The sequence below is a fragment of the Marinomonas rhizomae genome, from assembly GCF_024397855.1.
GTDB lineage: Bacteria > Pseudomonadota > Gammaproteobacteria > Pseudomonadales > Marinomonadaceae > Marinomonas > Marinomonas rhizomae_A.
Genome location: NZ_CP073343.1, coordinates 3,030,126 through 3,048,552 on the forward strand (window position 1 = coordinate 3,030,126; position 18,427 = coordinate 3,048,552).

At 42.2% G+C, this 18,427-nt stretch carries 14 protein-coding genes; 4 read left to right on the forward strand and 10 right to left on the reverse strand.

What is annotated here, in order from left to right; all coding sequences use genetic code 11:
- Positions 1-19: 19 nt before the first annotated feature.
- From KDW99_RS14295 to KDW99_RS14305, 3 genes are all read left to right on the forward strand, one after another.
- Positions 20-436 carry a GlcG/HbpS family heme-binding protein gene (locus KDW99_RS14295; RefSeq protein WP_255825670.1) on the forward strand — a complete coding sequence of 139 codons (417 nt, stop codon included), beginning with the start codon at positions 20-22 and terminating at the stop codon, positions 434-436.
- A 25-nt stretch (positions 437-461) separates the two neighbouring features.
- On the forward strand, positions 462-1,640 hold the full coding sequence (locus KDW99_RS14300) for a multidrug effflux MFS transporter (protein ID WP_255825672.1): 1,179 nt from the start codon (positions 462-464) through the stop codon (positions 1,638-1,640).
- A gap of 322 nt (positions 1,641-1,962) precedes the next feature.
- Entirely contained in the window at positions 1,963-2,631 is a 669-nt protein-coding gene (locus tag KDW99_RS14305; RefSeq protein WP_255825673.1) for an epimerase, read from the forward strand.
- Positions 2,632-2,681: 50 nt separating this feature from the next.
- Here KDW99_RS14305 and KDW99_RS14310 read toward each other — a convergent pair whose 3' ends face one another.
- The 6 genes from KDW99_RS14310 to KDW99_RS14335 form a co-directional block, all read right to left on the reverse strand.
- Positions 2,682-3,731 carry a lactonase family protein gene (locus KDW99_RS14310; RefSeq protein WP_255825674.1) on the reverse strand — a complete coding sequence of 350 codons (1,050 nt, stop codon included), beginning with the start codon at positions 3,729-3,731 and terminating at the stop codon, positions 2,682-2,684.
- A gap of 3 nt (positions 3,732-3,734) precedes the next feature.
- Positions 3,735-4,475 carry an ABC transporter substrate-binding protein gene (locus KDW99_RS14315; protein WP_255825675.1) on the reverse strand — a complete coding sequence of 247 codons (741 nt, stop codon included), beginning with the start codon at positions 4,473-4,475 and terminating at the stop codon, positions 3,735-3,737.
- A gap of 86 nt (positions 4,476-4,561) precedes the next feature.
- Positions 4,562-7,192: an aconitate hydratase AcnA gene (acnA, locus tag KDW99_RS14320; RefSeq protein WP_255825676.1), complete on the reverse strand. Its 2,631-nt coding sequence runs from the start codon at positions 7,190-7,192 to the stop codon at positions 4,562-4,564.
- Positions 7,189-8,691: a tripartite tricarboxylate transporter permease gene (locus KDW99_RS14325; RefSeq protein ID WP_255825677.1), complete on the reverse strand. Its 1,503-nt coding sequence runs from the start codon at positions 8,689-8,691 to the stop codon at positions 7,189-7,191. Before KDW99_RS14325 ends, acnA begins: the two co-directional genes overlap by 4 nt.
- A 3-nt stretch (positions 8,692-8,694) precedes the next feature.
- Entirely contained in the window at positions 8,695-9,138 is a 444-nt protein-coding gene (locus tag KDW99_RS14330) for a tripartite tricarboxylate transporter TctB family protein (RefSeq protein WP_255825678.1), read from the reverse strand.
- Between the two features lie 50 nt (positions 9,139-9,188).
- A complete protein-coding gene (locus KDW99_RS14335) occupies positions 9,189-10,175 on the reverse strand; it encodes a Bug family tripartite tricarboxylate transporter substrate binding protein (RefSeq protein ID WP_255825679.1) in 987 nt (328 codons plus the stop codon).
- Positions 10,176-10,490: 315 nt separating this feature from the next.
- Here KDW99_RS14335 and KDW99_RS14340 point away from each other — a divergent pair, with 315 nt between their 5' ends.
- The gene (locus KDW99_RS14340; RefSeq protein WP_255825680.1) at positions 10,491-11,387 is read left to right on the forward strand and encodes a GntR family transcriptional regulator; all 897 of its coding nucleotides are present in this window, start codon (positions 10,491-10,493) and stop codon (positions 11,385-11,387) included.
- Positions 11,388-11,695: 308 nt separating this feature from the next.
- Here KDW99_RS14340 and KDW99_RS14345 read toward each other — a convergent pair whose 3' ends face one another.
- The 4 genes from KDW99_RS14345 to KDW99_RS14360 form a co-directional block, all read right to left on the reverse strand.
- The gene (locus KDW99_RS14345; RefSeq protein WP_255825681.1) at positions 11,696-12,211 is read right to left on the reverse strand and encodes a hypothetical protein; all 516 of its coding nucleotides are present in this window, start codon (positions 12,209-12,211) and stop codon (positions 11,696-11,698) included.
- A gap of 9 nt (positions 12,212-12,220) precedes the next feature.
- Positions 12,221-13,138: a patatin-like phospholipase family protein gene (locus KDW99_RS14350; protein WP_255825682.1), complete on the reverse strand. Its 918-nt coding sequence runs from the start codon at positions 13,136-13,138 to the stop codon at positions 12,221-12,223.
- Between the two features lie 111 nt (positions 13,139-13,249).
- Positions 13,250-14,665: an aldehyde dehydrogenase family protein gene (locus tag KDW99_RS14355; RefSeq protein ID WP_255825683.1), complete on the reverse strand. Its 1,416-nt coding sequence runs from the start codon at positions 14,663-14,665 to the stop codon at positions 13,250-13,252.
- Between the two features lie 684 nt (positions 14,666-15,349).
- Positions 15,350-17,863, reverse strand: a complete 2,514-nt coding sequence (locus KDW99_RS14360; RefSeq protein WP_255825684.1) for a CoA transferase — start codon at positions 17,861-17,863, stop codon at positions 15,350-15,352.
- Between the last annotated feature and the right edge of the window lie 564 nt (positions 17,864-18,427).

Genomic DNA, 18,427 nt, shown 5'->3' on the forward strand with positions numbered 1-18,427 from the left:
ACTAGGTAGGCAGATGATCATGAACACTATTACAAAACAGGATTTAACCACTCTCGCAGCACTGCAGCTTTGTCGTGCTGCCATCTATCATGCGGAGCAAATTGATATCCATATTTGCATCACTGTTGTCGACACTTCAGGTCGTAGCCTAGCGAGCGTCGCAATGAACAAAGCACCGCTTTTATCGCAAGCCATTTCCCATAAAAAAGCCATCACTTCTGTATCATTTGGCATACCAAGCAAAGAGTGGCAAACCCGACTCGCACAAAGAAATAACACCTTACTAGCCTTACAAAGCGAGCCAGATTTCACCTTTTTAGGTGGCGGATTGCCTATTTTACTTGATGCTTGCCTGGTTGGTGCAATTGGTATTTCTGGTGGTAGTGAACAGCAAGATATTGACTGTGCGAACGCGGCAATCACCAACCTAAACTAATCAGCTTATTTAAATAGGAGCTTCCATGACCTCAGCTTTGAGTAAATTAACCATCCCATTACTTGGCTATTTGGTCGCGTTTGGGCCGCTTTCTATTGATATGTATTTGCCAAGTTTACCGACTATCGCCAATAACTTAGGCACCACGGACCAACTAATACAAACAACGATTACGGTATTTTTGCTTGGAATGGCAATCGGCATGCTCATTTTTGGCCCTTTATCCGATATGTTAGGCCGAAAACGCTTACTGTTAATTGGGATAGGGTTTTATTTTTTGAGTAGTATTGGTTGCGCCATGGCGTCGACAGGCGAGAGCCTTATTCTATTTCGTTTCCTACAATCATTAGGAGGCGCTGCAGCGGCCGTTCTGGGTAGAGCGTTAGTGAGAGACTTGTATGAATTAAAGCGAGCAGCCAATATCCTTTCACACATGCATATCATTTCAATGATGGTCATGCTGGTATCACCCATACTCGGAGCTTACATTGTTAGCTATTTTGAATGGCGTTGGATCTTTTATTTCTTAGCCTTGTTCTCAATGATCGCCTTTATTGGAAGCGCGTTGTTATTACCAGAAACAAAGTCCAGCTCAACGATAAAGCCAAGCTTGCGTCATTATTGTAACAACTACATTGACTGCCTGCACGCACCATTGTTGGTCCAATATGTACTGACCAACGCTTTTTCATTCGCGGGAATGTTTGCCTTCATTGCAACATCCGCTTTTGTGTATATCGAGTACTTTCACCTTTCAGAAACCCATTATGCGATGTTATTTTCCGCCAATATTGTCGCTATCATTATCGCCACTTTACTCAACTCATATCTCAGTAAACGTTATAGTGTCAGCGTCGCATTAAACGTAGCGGTTGCTATCTCTTTTATGGCGACACTGATCATCTGGGGAATGTATGGCTTTAATGGGACACCCATTCTCTTATTTGTCATCGCTACCATGCTTTACATCAGTGTCACTGGCGCGATTGGTGCAAACAGCTTAGCCACCTTATTTGAATTATTACCAGAAAAGGCAGGTACGGTGTCTGGGCTATTAGTAGCCGCTCAATTTGCGATGGGGAGCTTCATTAGTTATGTGGCGAGCTTATTGTTCGATGGCACACCAGGAAGCCTTTCAATCATCATGGCCAGCTGCGGCACCCTGTGTGCAGCGTTTTATTTAAGTACACGCATAGGTAAATAAAACCACCTAGCTTTCAAAACGCTTGTTATAGACCTCTAACGTAAGACTCAAAATTTGGCGTCTTACGCAATAGTGCTGGCGCAATTTGCAACTGATCAATTCAAGCTTTCTCTTACACTTGTTCGATATTAACGACAACGACAGAGGAATCAACATGATACTTAAAACAGCACTTATTACAGGTGGAGCTACATTGATAAATTCCACTGGTTGCTCAGAAAAACTCTGTTAACAGGATAACTCGAATCAAAAGCTACTATCCAAAACCAAATGTCGTGATGCAATATAAAATCAAAGCGAATATGATGAAAAAGAGAAAAATATGAATGTGCTAATTTTTGGTGCTAGCGGCATGGTGGGACAAGGTGTCATGCATGAATCACTTCTTGCATCTGATGTAGATAACATCTTTGTGGTCGGAAGACGTTTATTACCTGAAAATAATAAACGGGTCACACAGATTATCAGTGAAGATTTTAAAAACCTACCTCACACCCTAGATGGATTAGCAAAGATAGATGCCTGTTTTTTTTGTCTAGGCCAATCTTCATCAGGTATGATGGAGAAACAATATCGAGCCATCACCTTTGATTTGACGATGTCGGCGGCTAAAGCTTTACAACCAAACAATCCAGATATGACCTTTGCTTATGTCTCTGGTGCAGGGACTGACAGTACTGAAAATGGTAAAAGTATGTGGGCTAGGGTGAAAGGTAAAACGGAGAACGCCTTGTTAAAAAGCAACTTCGCCAACGTCTATCTGTTTCGCCCAGCCATTATCCAACCGCTAAACGGTATTCGTTCTAAAACAATGAGTTATCGGATAATCCATCAACTGATGACGCCACTATTTCCATTATTAAAACACTACTTTCCTAACCACATTTTAACCACCCGCGATATTGGTGTGGCAATGTTAAATACAGTACGACTGGGCTATAAAAGCCAAATATTAGAAGTTAAAGATATTGCAAACCTAGCAAGACAATAACTTCCTTCAAAGCTCGACACATACTCTTCGCCAGTAAACATGTATCAGCACTAATTGAATACCATGCAGACAGGGCTTCCTGTAATAAAACACTGACTGGTTTCCTGCAACAAGCCAGTTTCTGGCATAACAGCAAAAGTAATAATATTGTCGCTGTCTTCATTAAGTGCATATAACCACTTGCCATCGGGACTAAGCGTAATAAAACGTGGGGTTTTGCCTTGGCCACTGATTGTTTGAATGAGCGTTAAACTGCCCGTCTCGGAATCAATTTTCATAACTGCTATAGCATCAGCACCTCGATGGCTTGAATAAAGCGTTTTGCCCATCATATCAAGAGTAATACCTGACGCTCGACTGTTTCCAGTGAAACGATCTGAGAGCCCACTGAGAATTTGAAACGGAACCAACGCTCCAGTTTTGTTGTCAAATTCGTATGCTGTTATGGTTGAATCAAGCTCATTAACAACATAAGCCCATGGTTTAGTTGTATGGAAAACAAGATTCCTCGGGCCGGACGTTTCTCGGCAATCTACCTCGGTCAAGTGAGTAGAATCAAGCTGACCATTCTTAAATTCGTATAAGAAAATCTTATCCAAACCTTTATCCGGAACGACAACAAATCTACCACTTGGGTCAAATGGATTGAAATGAGGTTTTGAAAACGGCTGCTCTTTTCGATGGGGCCCTGGCTCACCAGCAAGCTGAATCAAGTGTGACCTTTCTAGCAATCCACCTTCTGCATTTATTGGTAGGACCGCCAAACTACTTGTTATGTGGTTCGATACAACAAGGTGCTTTTCATTTTGCGATAGTGCCAAATGGACAGGATTTAGCCCACCTGTATCTTGTGTATTTAAATGAGTTAGTTTTCGGCTATTGGCATCGAATTTAAATACGCTAACCTCAGAACCGTCACCATGAACAATGTATAAGCGATCACCTGCTTTATTAATGACTAAGTAAGAAGGATTCGTTAACCCTTTTTCAAGGTGAACTAACTTTAGAGAACCGTCTATTTCGTTATAGGATACGAGGCTAATACCTTCACCTCTAGCATTTCGCTCCTTCGTTGTGCGACAGCCAATAAATGCCAGCATTCCCTACTCCTCCACTTGAGGTGCAACAGACGCACCTTTTATACCATTGCGAATCAAAGCCTCGGCAACAAATCCTGTTCGTTTAACATCTTCAACGAAATCAGCAAGGTATTGAGCAGCTAAATCACCACGACTTACTGGTACGCCCATAGCCTGTTGAATCAACATAAAATTACCAGATAAAAGCCGATGATTAGGGAAACGCTGAAGATCAGATTCCAGTTGTTGTGTAACACCTGCAGCAACTTCACATTGATTCTGAACAAAAAACTCGACGACCTTGGGCGATGTAGGTGCACGAACAATACTCGCGCTTTTTAGGTTACGAGTCAGATAAAGATCATAAGCACTTCCTTTCCCCACAACAATGCGATTTCCTGATTGGTCTACCTCTTCAATTGTCTGTAATTCAGACGCTTCTGGCACAAGATAACTGCCTGTAATATGAACATACGCTGCACTAAAATTAACTCCCACACCACGAAGCGGATCTATTGCAAAAAAGCCAATATCTGCGTCTTCAGATGTCACAGCCTCTACCGACTCTCCCGCTGAGTTGAAAACAACCCATTCAATCTCAAGCCCTAGTCGCCTAGCAAACTCTTTAGCTAGGTCTACCGACACTCCAGATGGAGGTTGATTACCCACTTCCGCTTTAGCAAGAATAGGGTTACCTAAATTAATCGACACTCTCAAATGTCCTGTAGGAGCGAACCTGTCTTTTATTTCTTGTAAATTATCCATGTACTGTCCCTTGGAAGCGTGTATTGCAGTGATTCATTAAAAGCCAGCCCCATTCGCTAGAGTAAGAAAATGAACTGGCTTGCCACTTAATTATTTTCGATGGTTCGCTTTAAAATCAAAGGAAGCACTCCACCTACCCTTAACAATTCCAACTCAAGTTGTGTTTCAATGGCAGCCGTAGCCACGATTAACTCATCAGCCGCGTTTGCTCGGATGATTTTTACCTCCACAGCACCACGACAAGATAGCATTTTATGATCAGCATTCACTTGAATTTGATCACCCGGCTGGATAGATAAACTTGCAGAACTGACTCCAACAGGAAAACAAAGCGGTAAAATTCCCATCCCGATTAGATTAGATCGATGAATGCGTTCAAAGCTCACGGCAATCACAGCCCTCACACCCAGTAAACGTTGCCCCTTCGCAGCCCAGTCACGTGAGGATCCCATGCCATAACGTTCACCGGCCAAAATAACCACCGAGTCACCCGCCGCTCGATATTGATCTGCAACGTCGGAAATAGGTGCTACTGTATTGCTTGGTACGTGTAATGTATGAGCAACAGGCACATCTGGAACGAGAAGATTCACCAGCGTCTTACTATGAAAAGCGGCCCGCATCATAACCTCCCAATTCCCTCGGCGCGATGCAAATACATTCAGATCATTGCGATCATCTCCACGCTCAACCAAGAAGTCGGCCACCAAGCTATCTTTCGGAATCGCACTGGCCGGAGAAATATGGTCGGTAGTAACATCATCACCAACTACCAGCAATGGGTAAGCGGTAAAGTCACCTAAAAGAGTGCCTTCATCACAAGAGGCAAATGGCGGCCGACGCAAAATCGTAGACTCTTCTGCCCAAGGGAAACAATCTGATTCAGGTGCAACCAAAGACATCCACAGTGGATTTTTAGAAGCAATGTCAAAGTCATTTTTGAAATCAATGGTCTGCAAGCCTTTGGCTAGAGCAGCATTGACTTCATCATGCGATGGCCATAAGTCTTTTAGATAAACAGCCTCTCCCGTTTTTGAATACTGCAGCGGGGAATTCGCCAAATCAATTTCAGCATTTCCAGCTAATGCGGCTGCGATAACCATTGGCGGCGACATAATAAAACCTAAATCGACATCTGGGTGAATTCTTCCCGGAAAGTTTCGGTTACCTGAGAGAAAGGCCACTGGCCGAATTTCCTCCCTCTCCAACGCGGTTGAAATTTTGCTTGTCAAGGGACCAGAGTTACCGATGCAGGTTGTACAACCAAAGCCAACAACCCCAAAACCCAATATTTCTAGCGCTTCAAGCAGACCGGCTCGCTTTAGGTACGAAACCGCCGCTGGAGATCCAGGAGCCAGAGACGTTTTGATCCAGTCAGGTATCGATAGTCCAAGTAAAACTGCTTTTTTAGCAAGTAATCCTGCTGCAACCAGAAGCGCTGGCGATGACGTATTTGTACAACTCGTAATAGCAGCAACCGCAACAGGAAAGACTGGTAACTCACCACTTGTTCCTTTAGGGGATGGCTCTATATTACGCAATGCTGATGGAATCTGATCAAGAGTTAAAATATCTTGGGGCCTTCTAGGACCAGCGGCATGCAAACCAATTTGACTCAAGTTAATTTCAAGCAATCGACTGTATTCAGGGTTAGCATTCTCATCGAACCACAAGCCAACCTCTTTCATATAACTTTCAATAAGAGCCAGCTGTTCGTCACTGCGACCTGTATTTTTCAAATAAGTCAGGGTATTTTCATCAACAGGAAAGTAACCAGTAGTTGCTCCATACTCAGGAGCCATATTGGCAACCACCGCCCTAGAATCAGCACTTAATGTTTTAACACCAGGGCCAAAAAACTCGACGAACTCGCCGGTAACACCAATCGCTCTTAATCGATTTGTGACAGTTAAAGCAAGGTCAGATGCTTGAATTCCAGGTGCTAACTCTCCAGTTAATTTGACGCCAACGACATCAGGAATTCTAAGCATAGTCGGCATGCCAAACATCACGGTTTGAGCTTCAAGTCCGCCAACCCCCCAACCCAGAACGCCAATTCCATTAATCATTGGGGTATGACTGTCTGTGCCAAGCATCATATCTGGAACAAGAAAATCTCGACCATCTATCTCCTCTTCATAAACAACTGTCGCAAGCTGCTCTAAGTTGATAGTGTGCATAATGCCAGTCCCTGGCGGATGAATAGTCACATTCCCCAATGCCTTTGCTGCCCAACGAAGAAATCTATATCTTTCACTATTCCTTCTAATCTCATGAGCCATATTTGTATTGGCGGCATCTTGCTCAGCAAACGCTTCAACAGCGAGTGAGTGATCAATAGACACATCCACATGCAACAGTGGCGTGAGTGAAGTCGGGGGTACTCCTTTCTCTCGCAATGTGTCACGCATCGCAGCTATATCAACCAATGCAGGTGTGCTGGTTGTATCATGCATTAAAACTCGGCCTGGCTGGAAAGGGATTTCCGCATGGCTTGTATGCTTTTCAAGCCAGCCAATAATTGCGCAAGCCCCTTCTTTCAACTCATCTTCAGATGCATTACGACAGAGGTTTTCAAGCAGCAAACGCAAAACGACAGGCAATCTATCAACAACGTCGCCAAAAGCTGCTCGAGGATTTACTACGGAGTACTTTTTGTTTGCTACAGTAATATTTGTAATTAGCTTATCGCTAACACTAACAGCTAAATCACTCATGATTTTTTCTTCCTGGTAATCTGAGATTTAATGGACCACAAAATCAACAAAACACATACGGCAAGAGCCGTAGCTGTAATTGGTCTTGTCACAAAGACAGAGAAATCTCCTCTGAAAATAAGCATTGTCCTACGGAAGTTTTCTTCAAGCGGTTGACCTAATACCATCCCTAAAATTAGGGGAACGACATCCAGCTTTAATAACCAAGCGATATAGCCAATTGCGCCAAAAATAAGCAGTAGATATATGTCAAATACATTGTAATGAGTACTAAAAACCCCAATACAAGTGAACAGCAAGATTCCCGGAAATAACCATTGATACGGAATACTAAGGAGACGAACCCAAAAGCCAATTAAAGGAATATTCAAAACAAGCAACATTAAATTACCAATAAAAAAGCTCACAATTAATCCCCAAAATAATTCAGGGTTAGTACTCATTACCATTGGTCCTGGCTGAATACCTTGAACTACCAATCCAGCTAAAAGCAGCGCCATAATGGCATCACCAGGAATACCTAAAGTGAGTGTTGGGATAAACGCAGTACCTACACCGGCATTATTACAAGCTTCTGGCGCTGCCAAACCTTCAATCGCGCCCTTACCAAATTTTTCAGGATGTTTCGAAACTCTTTTTTCGACTGCGTAAGCAATAAAAGTCGCCATGCCTCCACCAGTTCCGGGTAAAGAGCCAAAAAACGCCCCAATTCCTGATCCACGCAGCATCGCACCCGATGACTGCTTCATATCTTCTTTTGTTGGTATCTGATCACGCATTCCAAACTTTTGTTTCACTGGACTTACCGCAATAGTTCCAGCACTTCTCATCACTTCAGCAATAGCAAAAACCCCCATTGCTACAACAATTAAACCAATACCTTCTGACAAATCTGGATAGCCAAACGTAAAACGTTCAATACCACTATTTACATCAGTTCCCACACAGGAAATGATCAGACCAATAACCATCATTGCGAGACCCTTAACAGCAGACCCCTCACCTACAGTCGAAGCAGAAACAAGCCCCAACAGCATCAAGCCAAAATACTCTGGAGGTCCAAAGCTAAATGCAGCTGCAGCCAGCAGAGGAGCAAACAACATCAAAAGTAAAATCCCAACCGTAGAACCCCAAAAGGAAGCGATACACTTAATGAATAATGCCACGCCACCGCGCCCTTGTTTTGCCATAGGATAGCCATCCAAAACATCTACTGCCGCTGCAGGATGGCCAGGAACGCCTAAAAGTATTGAACATGTCCCTCCACCATAATCCGCTCCAAAGTAGACACCGGCGAGCATAATCAAGGCACCAGTTGGGTCTAAGTGATACGTTAGTGGTAAAAGAAGGGAGATTGTAATAAGTGACCCCAAACCTGGAATAACACCAACTAAGGTCCCCAAAAACACACCGACAAAACAATACCAGAGGTTAGCAAGCGTAAATGCTTCATTAACACCTATAGAAAGGTGGCTTACAAAATTCGATAAAATATCCATAAATCACCAAAAGGCAGGCATGTTCATCTGAAGGAAGTATGAAAATACAACCCATGAAATAAAGCAGAAGCTAATGATCAGGTATAAAGTGAGCTTTAAATTAAAACGCTTATCCGCTAATGAAGCGATAAACACTAACAACGTGGTTGCCACAATTAAACCGAGTTTGGTTATAGTCAATGCGAACGCCAAAACAGCTAAAGCAACGGGAATCACTTTTCTCCAGCTTATCTTTCGCTCTGGCTCTTCAGAAGATACTCCAAACTGAGAAGAGACTGCGGTTACACCACCTAGAATGATCAGAATAATAGACAATACAAAAGGCATATAACCAGGCCCCATACTTTGAATTGTCCCCATTCGATATTGATTATGTGAATAAAGAGCAACGACTGTTCCAATAATCAACAGAACAAGTCCTGCCCATAGATCTCGTGATAATTTCATATTTTTATCCCGACAAGGTCAGTCCATACTAAATGAACTGACCTACTAAATTACTGAATAGTGATGTTTGCTTGATCAACGATATCGGCGAAAACAGCTCGTTCAACTTTTAGAAAGTCAGAAAATTGATCTATGCTTAATGGTGCAGGCTTACCACCTATATTATTTAACTTCTCCGATAGTTCAGGATTTTTTAAAGCGGCAACAACGGCCGAGTTAATTTTTTCAAGAACCTCTCTAGGCGTTCCTGCTGGCGCAAACATACCAAACCAATTTTCTAGGCTATATTGAGCAAGGGGGGGATATTCATTCACAGCAGGGATTGATTTATCAAAATCCGCTCTAAGCTCTGATGTCACAGCAAGTGCCTTGACTTTACCATTTTGCATAAAACTGCGTGCCGCGGTGTAACTTACAAATGTTGCGTCCACCATTCCTGAAGAAACATCAACAAGCTGTTTAGAGGCGCCTTTATATGGGATTTGAGTCATATCAATCCCTGCCATCATTTTCAATAACTCACCGTCTAAATGTTGAACATTACCTGTTCCACTAGTCGCATAAGTTAGCGTATTGGGGTGTGCTTTTGCGTAAGCAACAAACTCTTCAACATTATTTACAGGCAACCTTGGGCTAACAACAAATACATTTGGGATCTTTGTAACAAGCGTAATTGGAGCCAAGTCTTGCGCTGGCGAATACTGCATTTTAGATTTATAAACAAACTCGTTTATCGCAGTTTCTCCGGCAGATCCCAACAAAAGGGTATAGCCATCTGGCTCCGCTTTAGCCACCGCATTCGCACCAATCATGCCACTTCCACCTGGTTTATTATCCACAATGACATCCTGCCCAAGACTTTCTCTTAAGCTAACAGCGATAATTCGAGCAACAGTATCAACACCACCCCCTGGGTTGAACGGAACCACTATATTGATAGATTTACTTGGGTAAGTATCGGCAAACGTCATCAGCGACACTGTAGACATAGCAACACACACACCCATTTTCACGAGATTTTGTACTTTTTTTATCATTATCAAATCCTCTGCATCAGCTCATATAGGAATCACAATATTGCACATTAAAACACAAAAATGCAATAATACATCTATAAATTTCTTACGCAATCATTGCCAACCTAAAGATAAAAATGAGCTAAACATAATAATTTAAAGACATAAAACAACTTATAAACCTAATAATGAACTCCCCCCACACTAGAAAAATGTTTTTATAATCATATAAATACAACTTTTGTCGCTTTTTAATCACCACAAGAATCACTTTCTGAAATAATACCTGTTAAACTTTCGCCCAATGGGCCAGAATTTTGTAATTTGGAGATAGCAATGAGCACCAGAGACAGTGGAGTTCGCAAGAAACTCTCTATAATGATTCTGCAAGATATTCTTTCTGGAAAACGAGAGTTAGGCGGACATCTAAACGCTAAGACAATTGCAGAAGACTACAATGTGTCACGAACACCAGTACGCGATGCACTTATGGAACTTGAAGAGCACAAAGTTGTTAGCAGAGCCCCCAATAAAGGTTTTTTTGTTGCAGATAACTTACCAGACTCAGTCCATAATTGGGTTAAGTCAAAACTCGAAAATGAAACCGACGATTACCAACAGTTAGCGGATGATTGGTTAACAGATTCAATTCCAGACACTCTGACGGAACAGTATGTAAGAGACAGATATAATTGGACAAAGTCAAAAGCACTATCCATATTAAATCGCGCAACAAAAGAAGGCTGGGCTGAGCGCAACCCTGGTTACGGCTGGAAACTATTACCTGTTGCTAAAACAACCGAATCTTTTAGCGAACTTTACCGTTTTAGAGCGGCTATTGAACCAGCCGCATTACTTGAACCCACTTTCAGACTTGACAGACAAGTAACACAAAAGCTCCGAGATGTTCAAAACAGGATACTTGACTCTACAGTAGGAGAAATTTCTGACAGTTTAATCCTGGAATATGGCGCTAATTTTCACGAAGAACTGATTAAACTTTCAGGTAATCCTTACTTCTTAATGGCGCTTCAAAGAGTCAATAAAATGAGAAAATTAATGGAGTATAAAGCCCAAATAAATAGAGAGCGGCTCGTTACAAATTGTTCCGAACACTTGGAAATTTTAGATATGCTTGAGCAAGGTGGCACATTAGAGGCTTCTTACCAATTAAAGCAACACTTAAGCAAAGCATTAGATAGAAAAGCAAGCAAAACTCGCTCTTGGGGCTAATTATCGGAAACTTTAATGGGACAAAGAGGCATAGCTATTATTTACAGCTTCAAAATCCAAATGGTGAAGTCACTAAGAAAACTACGAACGAGTCCTCTTGCTTCAGCATGTGAATAAAAGCCTGTTATTAGAGGTGAGTACCGACTGTGAATAGTAGTTCTATTGTCGAGGTGCTCAATAATAAAATACTGACTTTTAGATCATGCCCTCGGCAATCGCCCTAATTACCTACATCCATATAAACATACGGGTCTTTCAGGTGTAGTGGCATAGGATCTTCTAGAATAATTAGATCATTACAAACTTTGTCACTTAAGAGTTGAGTACAACGCATGGAATAATTGATTTTGATATTGAATGGCTCGATTTTCTGAATAGTGATCAATCGCCAATTGAGCTATGGACAGAAGTATTAGTCCTATAGAAATACCTCTCACAGTCGAATGCTTAGAGAAAAAAACAGCAAATAAAGATGAAACAATAATGCCAGCAGAAACACACTGATAAATCCGATATTTTCCGACTACCGTGTTAATACGTTGAAGTTCTGTTGTGAGAAGCTCAGTGGTATGACTGGCAGATAACCCAGATAGTAAAGTATTTCTTAGCTCAGCATCTCTGAACAGCAAAGAGATTGCCGTTGCAGAAAGCAGTAATCCAGAAGCGCTCACCGACCAACTTATTGATTTGATTAGATTACGTTGATATTTACGATTTAATAGAATAATACATGTAGATACCATGACCGATCCCACGATAATCGAAATCATTTCGTTTCGTTCGCCAAGGAAGTAGGCATTAATGGCGGATTGAATATTTTCCATATCTTTTCTCTATGGGGCTGTGTTGGCTATAAAAGTAGGGAGACCAAGTAGCTCTTTTATTTTGGGAATTGCTTTTTTTGTGGCTGCGTAACCAGCATTAATCGAATCAAGTTTTGCTTGATAATCGAAAAAACCTGAGGTTTTAGGCTCAAAATTAGGTTGAATCAATACGTCTGCGCTTTGAATTTCATTTTTAGATAGCTTACAAGCCATTATTCTAAAACTGTAAAAAGTAATTTCATCTCCTCCCATCGCTTGAGTAGGTTTTGGGGTATTGCCGCAGTAAATATCAACAGCAATGACTATATTAGCTCCCATTTCACGGGCCGAATTAATGGGAACTACGCTGACCAAACCACCATCGACCAGCACAGACTCATTACTAATAACGGGAATAAAAACTCCTGGAATTGATGAAGAGGCTTGAACGGCGTGTCCCACATTACCTTTACGGATCACAATGGGTTCTAGAGTATTTAAATTAGTCGCTGTAATTCCAACTGGAATAGGCATTGAGTCAAGTTCAGTTTGATTAACATGCTGGTTAACCCAGTCAGACAACTTCTGTCCGTTGATTAGTCCTTTAGATGAAATGACGACATCGGCTAAGTCGGATGAACTCACGTTGAGCAGAATATTCTCCATGTCGGTGTAGTTCATACCCGATGCAAACATAACGGCGGCTATCGAGCCAGCTGAGGTACCAGTCACTAAGTCGGGAGTAATATCTTCTTCCATCAATGCTTTGATAACACCAAGATGCATAATGCCTCTAACACCACCACCTCCAAATGCGACTCCAAGTATTTGTGGTTTCAACGTCTTTTTCTGTATTGGTGGGGGAGATGTTGATAAGTCGTCATAGAGGTTTTCTGTGGCACAAGCGCTCAGTAAAAATGTGGAAAGTATAATGAATAAACGGGACATGTTGACGATACTCAGTAATTTAAGACGCTGCTTTCATTAAAAGTTGAGCATCCTTTTCGTGATGCTCAACTTTGTTGGAGTGGCTGGAATTCTAAAAAGTGAATGAACTGATTAGCTCACAGATTTGATTTCCAAGTACGAACGAATACCGAACGCCCCATTTTCTCTGCCGATACCAGATTGTTTAAACCCACCAAATGGTGCTGCAGGGTTATGATTAAAAGAGTTAACAGAAACCACACCCGCATCAATTTGATTTGCTATGACTTTAGCGTGGTCGATATTGGTACCACTTACGTAACCAGCCAGACCATATTGGGTGTCATTCGCAATTTCAATGGCTTCTTCCTCAGTTTTATAGGTCAGTACACACAAAACTGGGCCAAAGATTTCTTCACGTGCGATAGTCATGTCGTTGGTGACATTGACGAAAATAGTAGGTTTCACGAAGTTACCATTTTCCAGTCCTTCAGGATGACCCTCTCCTCCAACCAAAACCTCAGCCCCTTCTTCAATGCCTTTAGTGATATAGCTTTGCACTCGTTGATACTGAGTTTTTGATACCATTGGTCCAATTGCGGTATCACCGTCTTCCGGACGTCCTACTTTTAGATACTGAGCTACAGACTGTTTCAATGCTGCTTTAATTTCTTCTGCGCGGCTTTCTGGGATTAACAAGCGAGTTCCTGCAATACAAGCCTGACCGCTATTCATGAAACTAGTCATCAGAATAAACGGGATTACCTGCTCTAGGCTAGCATCTTCCAAGACGATATGTGGGGACTTACCACCCAGCTCTAAAGTGACACGTTTAAGTGTTGCAGCACCATCGCGAGCAATGATTTTTCCTACCGCTGTAGAGCCTGTAAAAGATATTTTTGCCACATCAGGGTTGCGGGTTATCTCGGCACCGACCACATCTCCACGACCGTTGACAATATTAATCAAGCCAGCGGGTAACTTTGCTGCATGAACACACTCCATAATGACTTGTGTTTGTAGAGCACTCATTTCACTTGGTTTTGTCACCACAGGACACCCCGCAGCTAACGCAGAGACTGTTTTGTTACAAAAATAAATTATGTTCGCATTCCATGGCGTAATGTGGCCGGCAACACCGACAGGGTGAAGAGATACCTCTGTGTCACCTACCATTTCCTTAAAGGCCATGCTCTGTAAGGCTTCTTTGGCACTTAAGATTACGCCAGCTGCACCTTGAACAAGATATTGCGCAATTTGGGTTGGGGCACCGTACTCTTTCACTAATGCCTCAATGTGGTCATCTAAGCGGTCAACGATAGCATCATGAAGTCTTTGTAAATACTCTGCTCTTTGTTCTGGAGTTGACTGTGCATAGCTTTTGAAAGCCTGTTTTGCCGCTGTGATCGCTCGTTGTGTATCCTCTTCATCGCCGAGTACAACTTGACCAATGATTTCTTGAGTCGATGGATTGATAAGATCGGCAACATCATTACCGTGGGATACCACGAAGTCGCCATTGATATAATGTTTATTAATGATTTGCATAAAGCACTCCTAAATTGGTGAGTTTTAACGTCAGTTGCCAGTATTAATGTTGCCCTCTATACATCTCTGAGAAGGGGCGCTCCCTTACTTAACTGATACTGAGTGTATCTCACCTAATTCGATATAAAATTGCAGATGACGCCAAGCTTATTGCGAATTACGCCAATCGTTTCATTGCAAAGTGGTCAAACCTGAAGGGAATGGAAGAAGGTGATAAGAAGACTCTTGTTCGCAAAGAGCCGGAATTAGACGTTATTGTTTTATCAATATTGCCATGTCTTTGACTTCGAATATGAGACTTGAGTCCCCATAATTGGCACAGTCATTGGGCGAATCGTCGGTTCCATCGCTGAAGGCATGGGTGGCTCTTTGGGCCAATGGCTCGGCGGCAAAATAGGTGGCTGGTAGACTATTAAAAAAAAACAAACGCTGTACTTAGATCAGTAAATAACACTGTCTAATTCTGCAGGTGATTAATGAATACAACTTAACAGATAGATCACCTTTTAAAACAACCCTATAACCCTTCTTTTTAGGGCGGTAACCAAGCTTAAGAAGATAAGCTTGGTTACGACTCTTTCCATGGTGCTCAAAGAGCACTTTATTTGTATTTATACCTCTACAAGTATCAAATAATGGGGGGCACATTCAGTTATCTGTGACTGCCATCGCTATAAAAACCACTTAGCTTGGTAAAAATTCATTACTCCAGCCAGTTGCAGCAACGCCCTTTTCTAGCATCAAACATATATCGTCATCAGTGTAACCCAAGCTTCTCAAAACTTCGGTCGTTGAATGGCCAAATTTTTCTGCGGGTGTTACCGCTCTAATCTTGGCCTCTAACGGACGAATTGAGTATGGATCCACCTGAGTAATACAATGTCCACTAGGATGATTGGGGAAAATTGAGAAAGCATAACTTCCTCGATCAGTTCCCGCTTTCTGATCCGCCTGCCGGCTATTTTTCTCACGTAAAAGCTCAATAGACAAGGGTTCAGCACAAGCGATATCAGCTAAAGAAAACGCGTTCAGCCAGTAGTCTGAGGACTCTTTCACGAGGTTTTCACGTAAAAATTGACTAATATCTTGGCTCTGTTGAATGCCGCCTAAGCCTTTAATAGCATCCAGTTTCGCCAACTCATCTTGGTGTGAATCTACAAATATCCAGCCATTAAGAGTTTGATAAAAATGTGATAAAGCGTGATTGCCCTTCGCCTCTCGACCAGACGCCTCGTTAAAAGGCCCACGCCCTTCATAATCAAAGGCAAACGGAAGCTGTGCAATATTGGTCACCGCAGACAATGATGTCCTCGCACGGCTCACTTTACCCGTTTTACGTTTTTGATATAGACCAACCACCATACCTAACGCACCAGCAAAACCACAATTCACATCGAGCGTACCCAAATGCGCATGTTCTTCAGGTGTTTCTGGCTTACCAAATCGGCTCATAATTCCACTATTTGCCTGAATAATATCGTCATAACCAATGTAATTTGTCTTACTACCTGCACGAGGCCCACCAAAACAGTCAAGGCGACAGAAGAGCACATCTGGGTTGATTGCACTCAAACTATCTTGATCCAAGCCCAACGGCCTCATTTGGCGATCCGGAGCGTTAATAACCACCATATCCACGCTTTTGACTAAGCGTTCAAACACTTCACGGCCTTCTTTGGTCATGATATTAACCAACGCGCTTTGCTTACCGACACCCGTTTGAAACGTAAATAGAATACCTATCAGTGGATCGTACAGAGGCGTCACTGGGTCTAACTTAGTAATTTCAGCACCAAAGCGTGCCAAAAATGCGGTAGAGTGAGGTCCAGCTATCACGTTGGTTAAATCTAAAATTTTCACCCCTTCCAACCAGCCTTTACCACTTGCTGGCTGAATGTCTTTTCCTGTTGGACGGGTGGTATTTTCTATTTTTGCAACATCTTGCAAACGTGCTAAGGCCTCTTCGAAGCTTACATTTTCTTGTGCATTTGGCTTCAGCATCGCTTCTGCTTCATTTTCGAACCAAACAATGGGTCCTGGCTGCTTCATCGTACCAAACTCTGTCCCTTCAACTTCAACGATTAATCCAGACTCCTTGCTATATTCACTGTTTACCCACTCTTGGGTTGTACGGTGAGGAGCTCCAGGTATTTGGCCTTCGCCAAAAATACCCCCCCACTCATCTGAGGTTTTTTGTAGGAAGGCTTTTTTCATCTTCTCTGAAATAATATCGGCCCATTTTTTCGGTAGCGGGTAAACACCGATAGAGGTTTCACCTTCCCACTCACTAATTGGAGCATGCAGGTCCTTCACATCTGGCAAGCCAGCCTCCACTAATTCGTCATAAATACCCAATACCTTCAATGCCCTTTTGGCATGATTTCGATGAGAAGGGCAAACACAATAAAACAGGCGACCATCGGCACATAAATAGGTTCGATAAAATGGGTCTAAGTACTCTTGTAATTGTTCATAACTAAGATCCATTTTTATGCCATTGGACTTACGATGTTCTATTTCTAATTCTCGCATGGTCTTATAACGCTCGGGCAGCTGCTCAACCAAATAAGAGTTATATGAAAGCCCTTCCATTAACGCAGCGGCAATAGGTACCTCAATATTATCCCCTCGACCTGTTTTTTCTCTTTCAAACAGCGCCAAAACAGCAGAGCTCGCAGCCAGAGAAATGGCATAAGATGAGCCCAATGGTAATGGTGAAAAGCTAGGGTTAAGTCCCATTAAAACTCGGTTAAAGCCCATATCAGTAAAAGAACCCGACGTCGCAGCAACTACTGCTTCCGTTGCCTTCCAGTCACGACGGAGTTCATCATTACTTGCAAAGCCAGGAATAGATAATGTAATTAATTCAGGGCGCGTCTCACGCAATTTTGCGAAATCAACCCCCAGCCTTTTCATCACACCGGGACGAAAACTTTCAATAACAATATCAACATTAGCGATTAACTCTAAGGCTTGGTCTAAACCTGACTGGCTCTTTAGATCTAAACGAAGAGAGGATTTATTACGGTTCAATACAGCGTTAGCAGGGTGCTGCCAACTAGGTCCATTTGGTGGATCTATATGTACGACCGTTGCACCTAAATCGGCCAACACCATAGCCACAGCGGGACCCGCAATTTGCTGTCCAAAATCAGCAACGCGGACACCTACTAACGGTAGTTGATTCTGTTTATTCATATTCGCTTCATCCTAATTCACCTGATCCACCCCCGTTTATAAAAACGGTTCATGTAGACCGGCGTTATTTATTTTTATACCGGAGTCCCGGCTGCCTTTAGGTTTAGACGACATAATTGTCAACTAAAAACATCATCCAATAGACGTCGAAAGCAGAATACTAGGAGTGAATTAAACAGCGAACCAGCAAAATAAAATTAGTCTGAGATATCATTTTTTTTATATCTAAAAAATAAAATTGAGTCATAAATTTTTTGAGGGCTTAGGTAGATTTTTTATTGCTTCTCAGTTTCAAAAAGATTCATAACAATGTTTTTTCGAGTAAATGAGTATAAAAACACCTTAACAATAAAATAAAAATAAAAGTGAGAATGGCAATATGAATAATATAACGTCCCCTAGTCTCATCGGTTTAGATCACCAAACTAAAACGTTAATAAGTTTAGTGATTTCGAAAAGCTTTAGCGCGATGGCGAGGCCTACACGATGAACAACAAAGCTTATGCTCTCCCTAAAATAAGGATCCCTCTGCGGCACCTAACCAATTTTAGCTGTCGGCTCAGT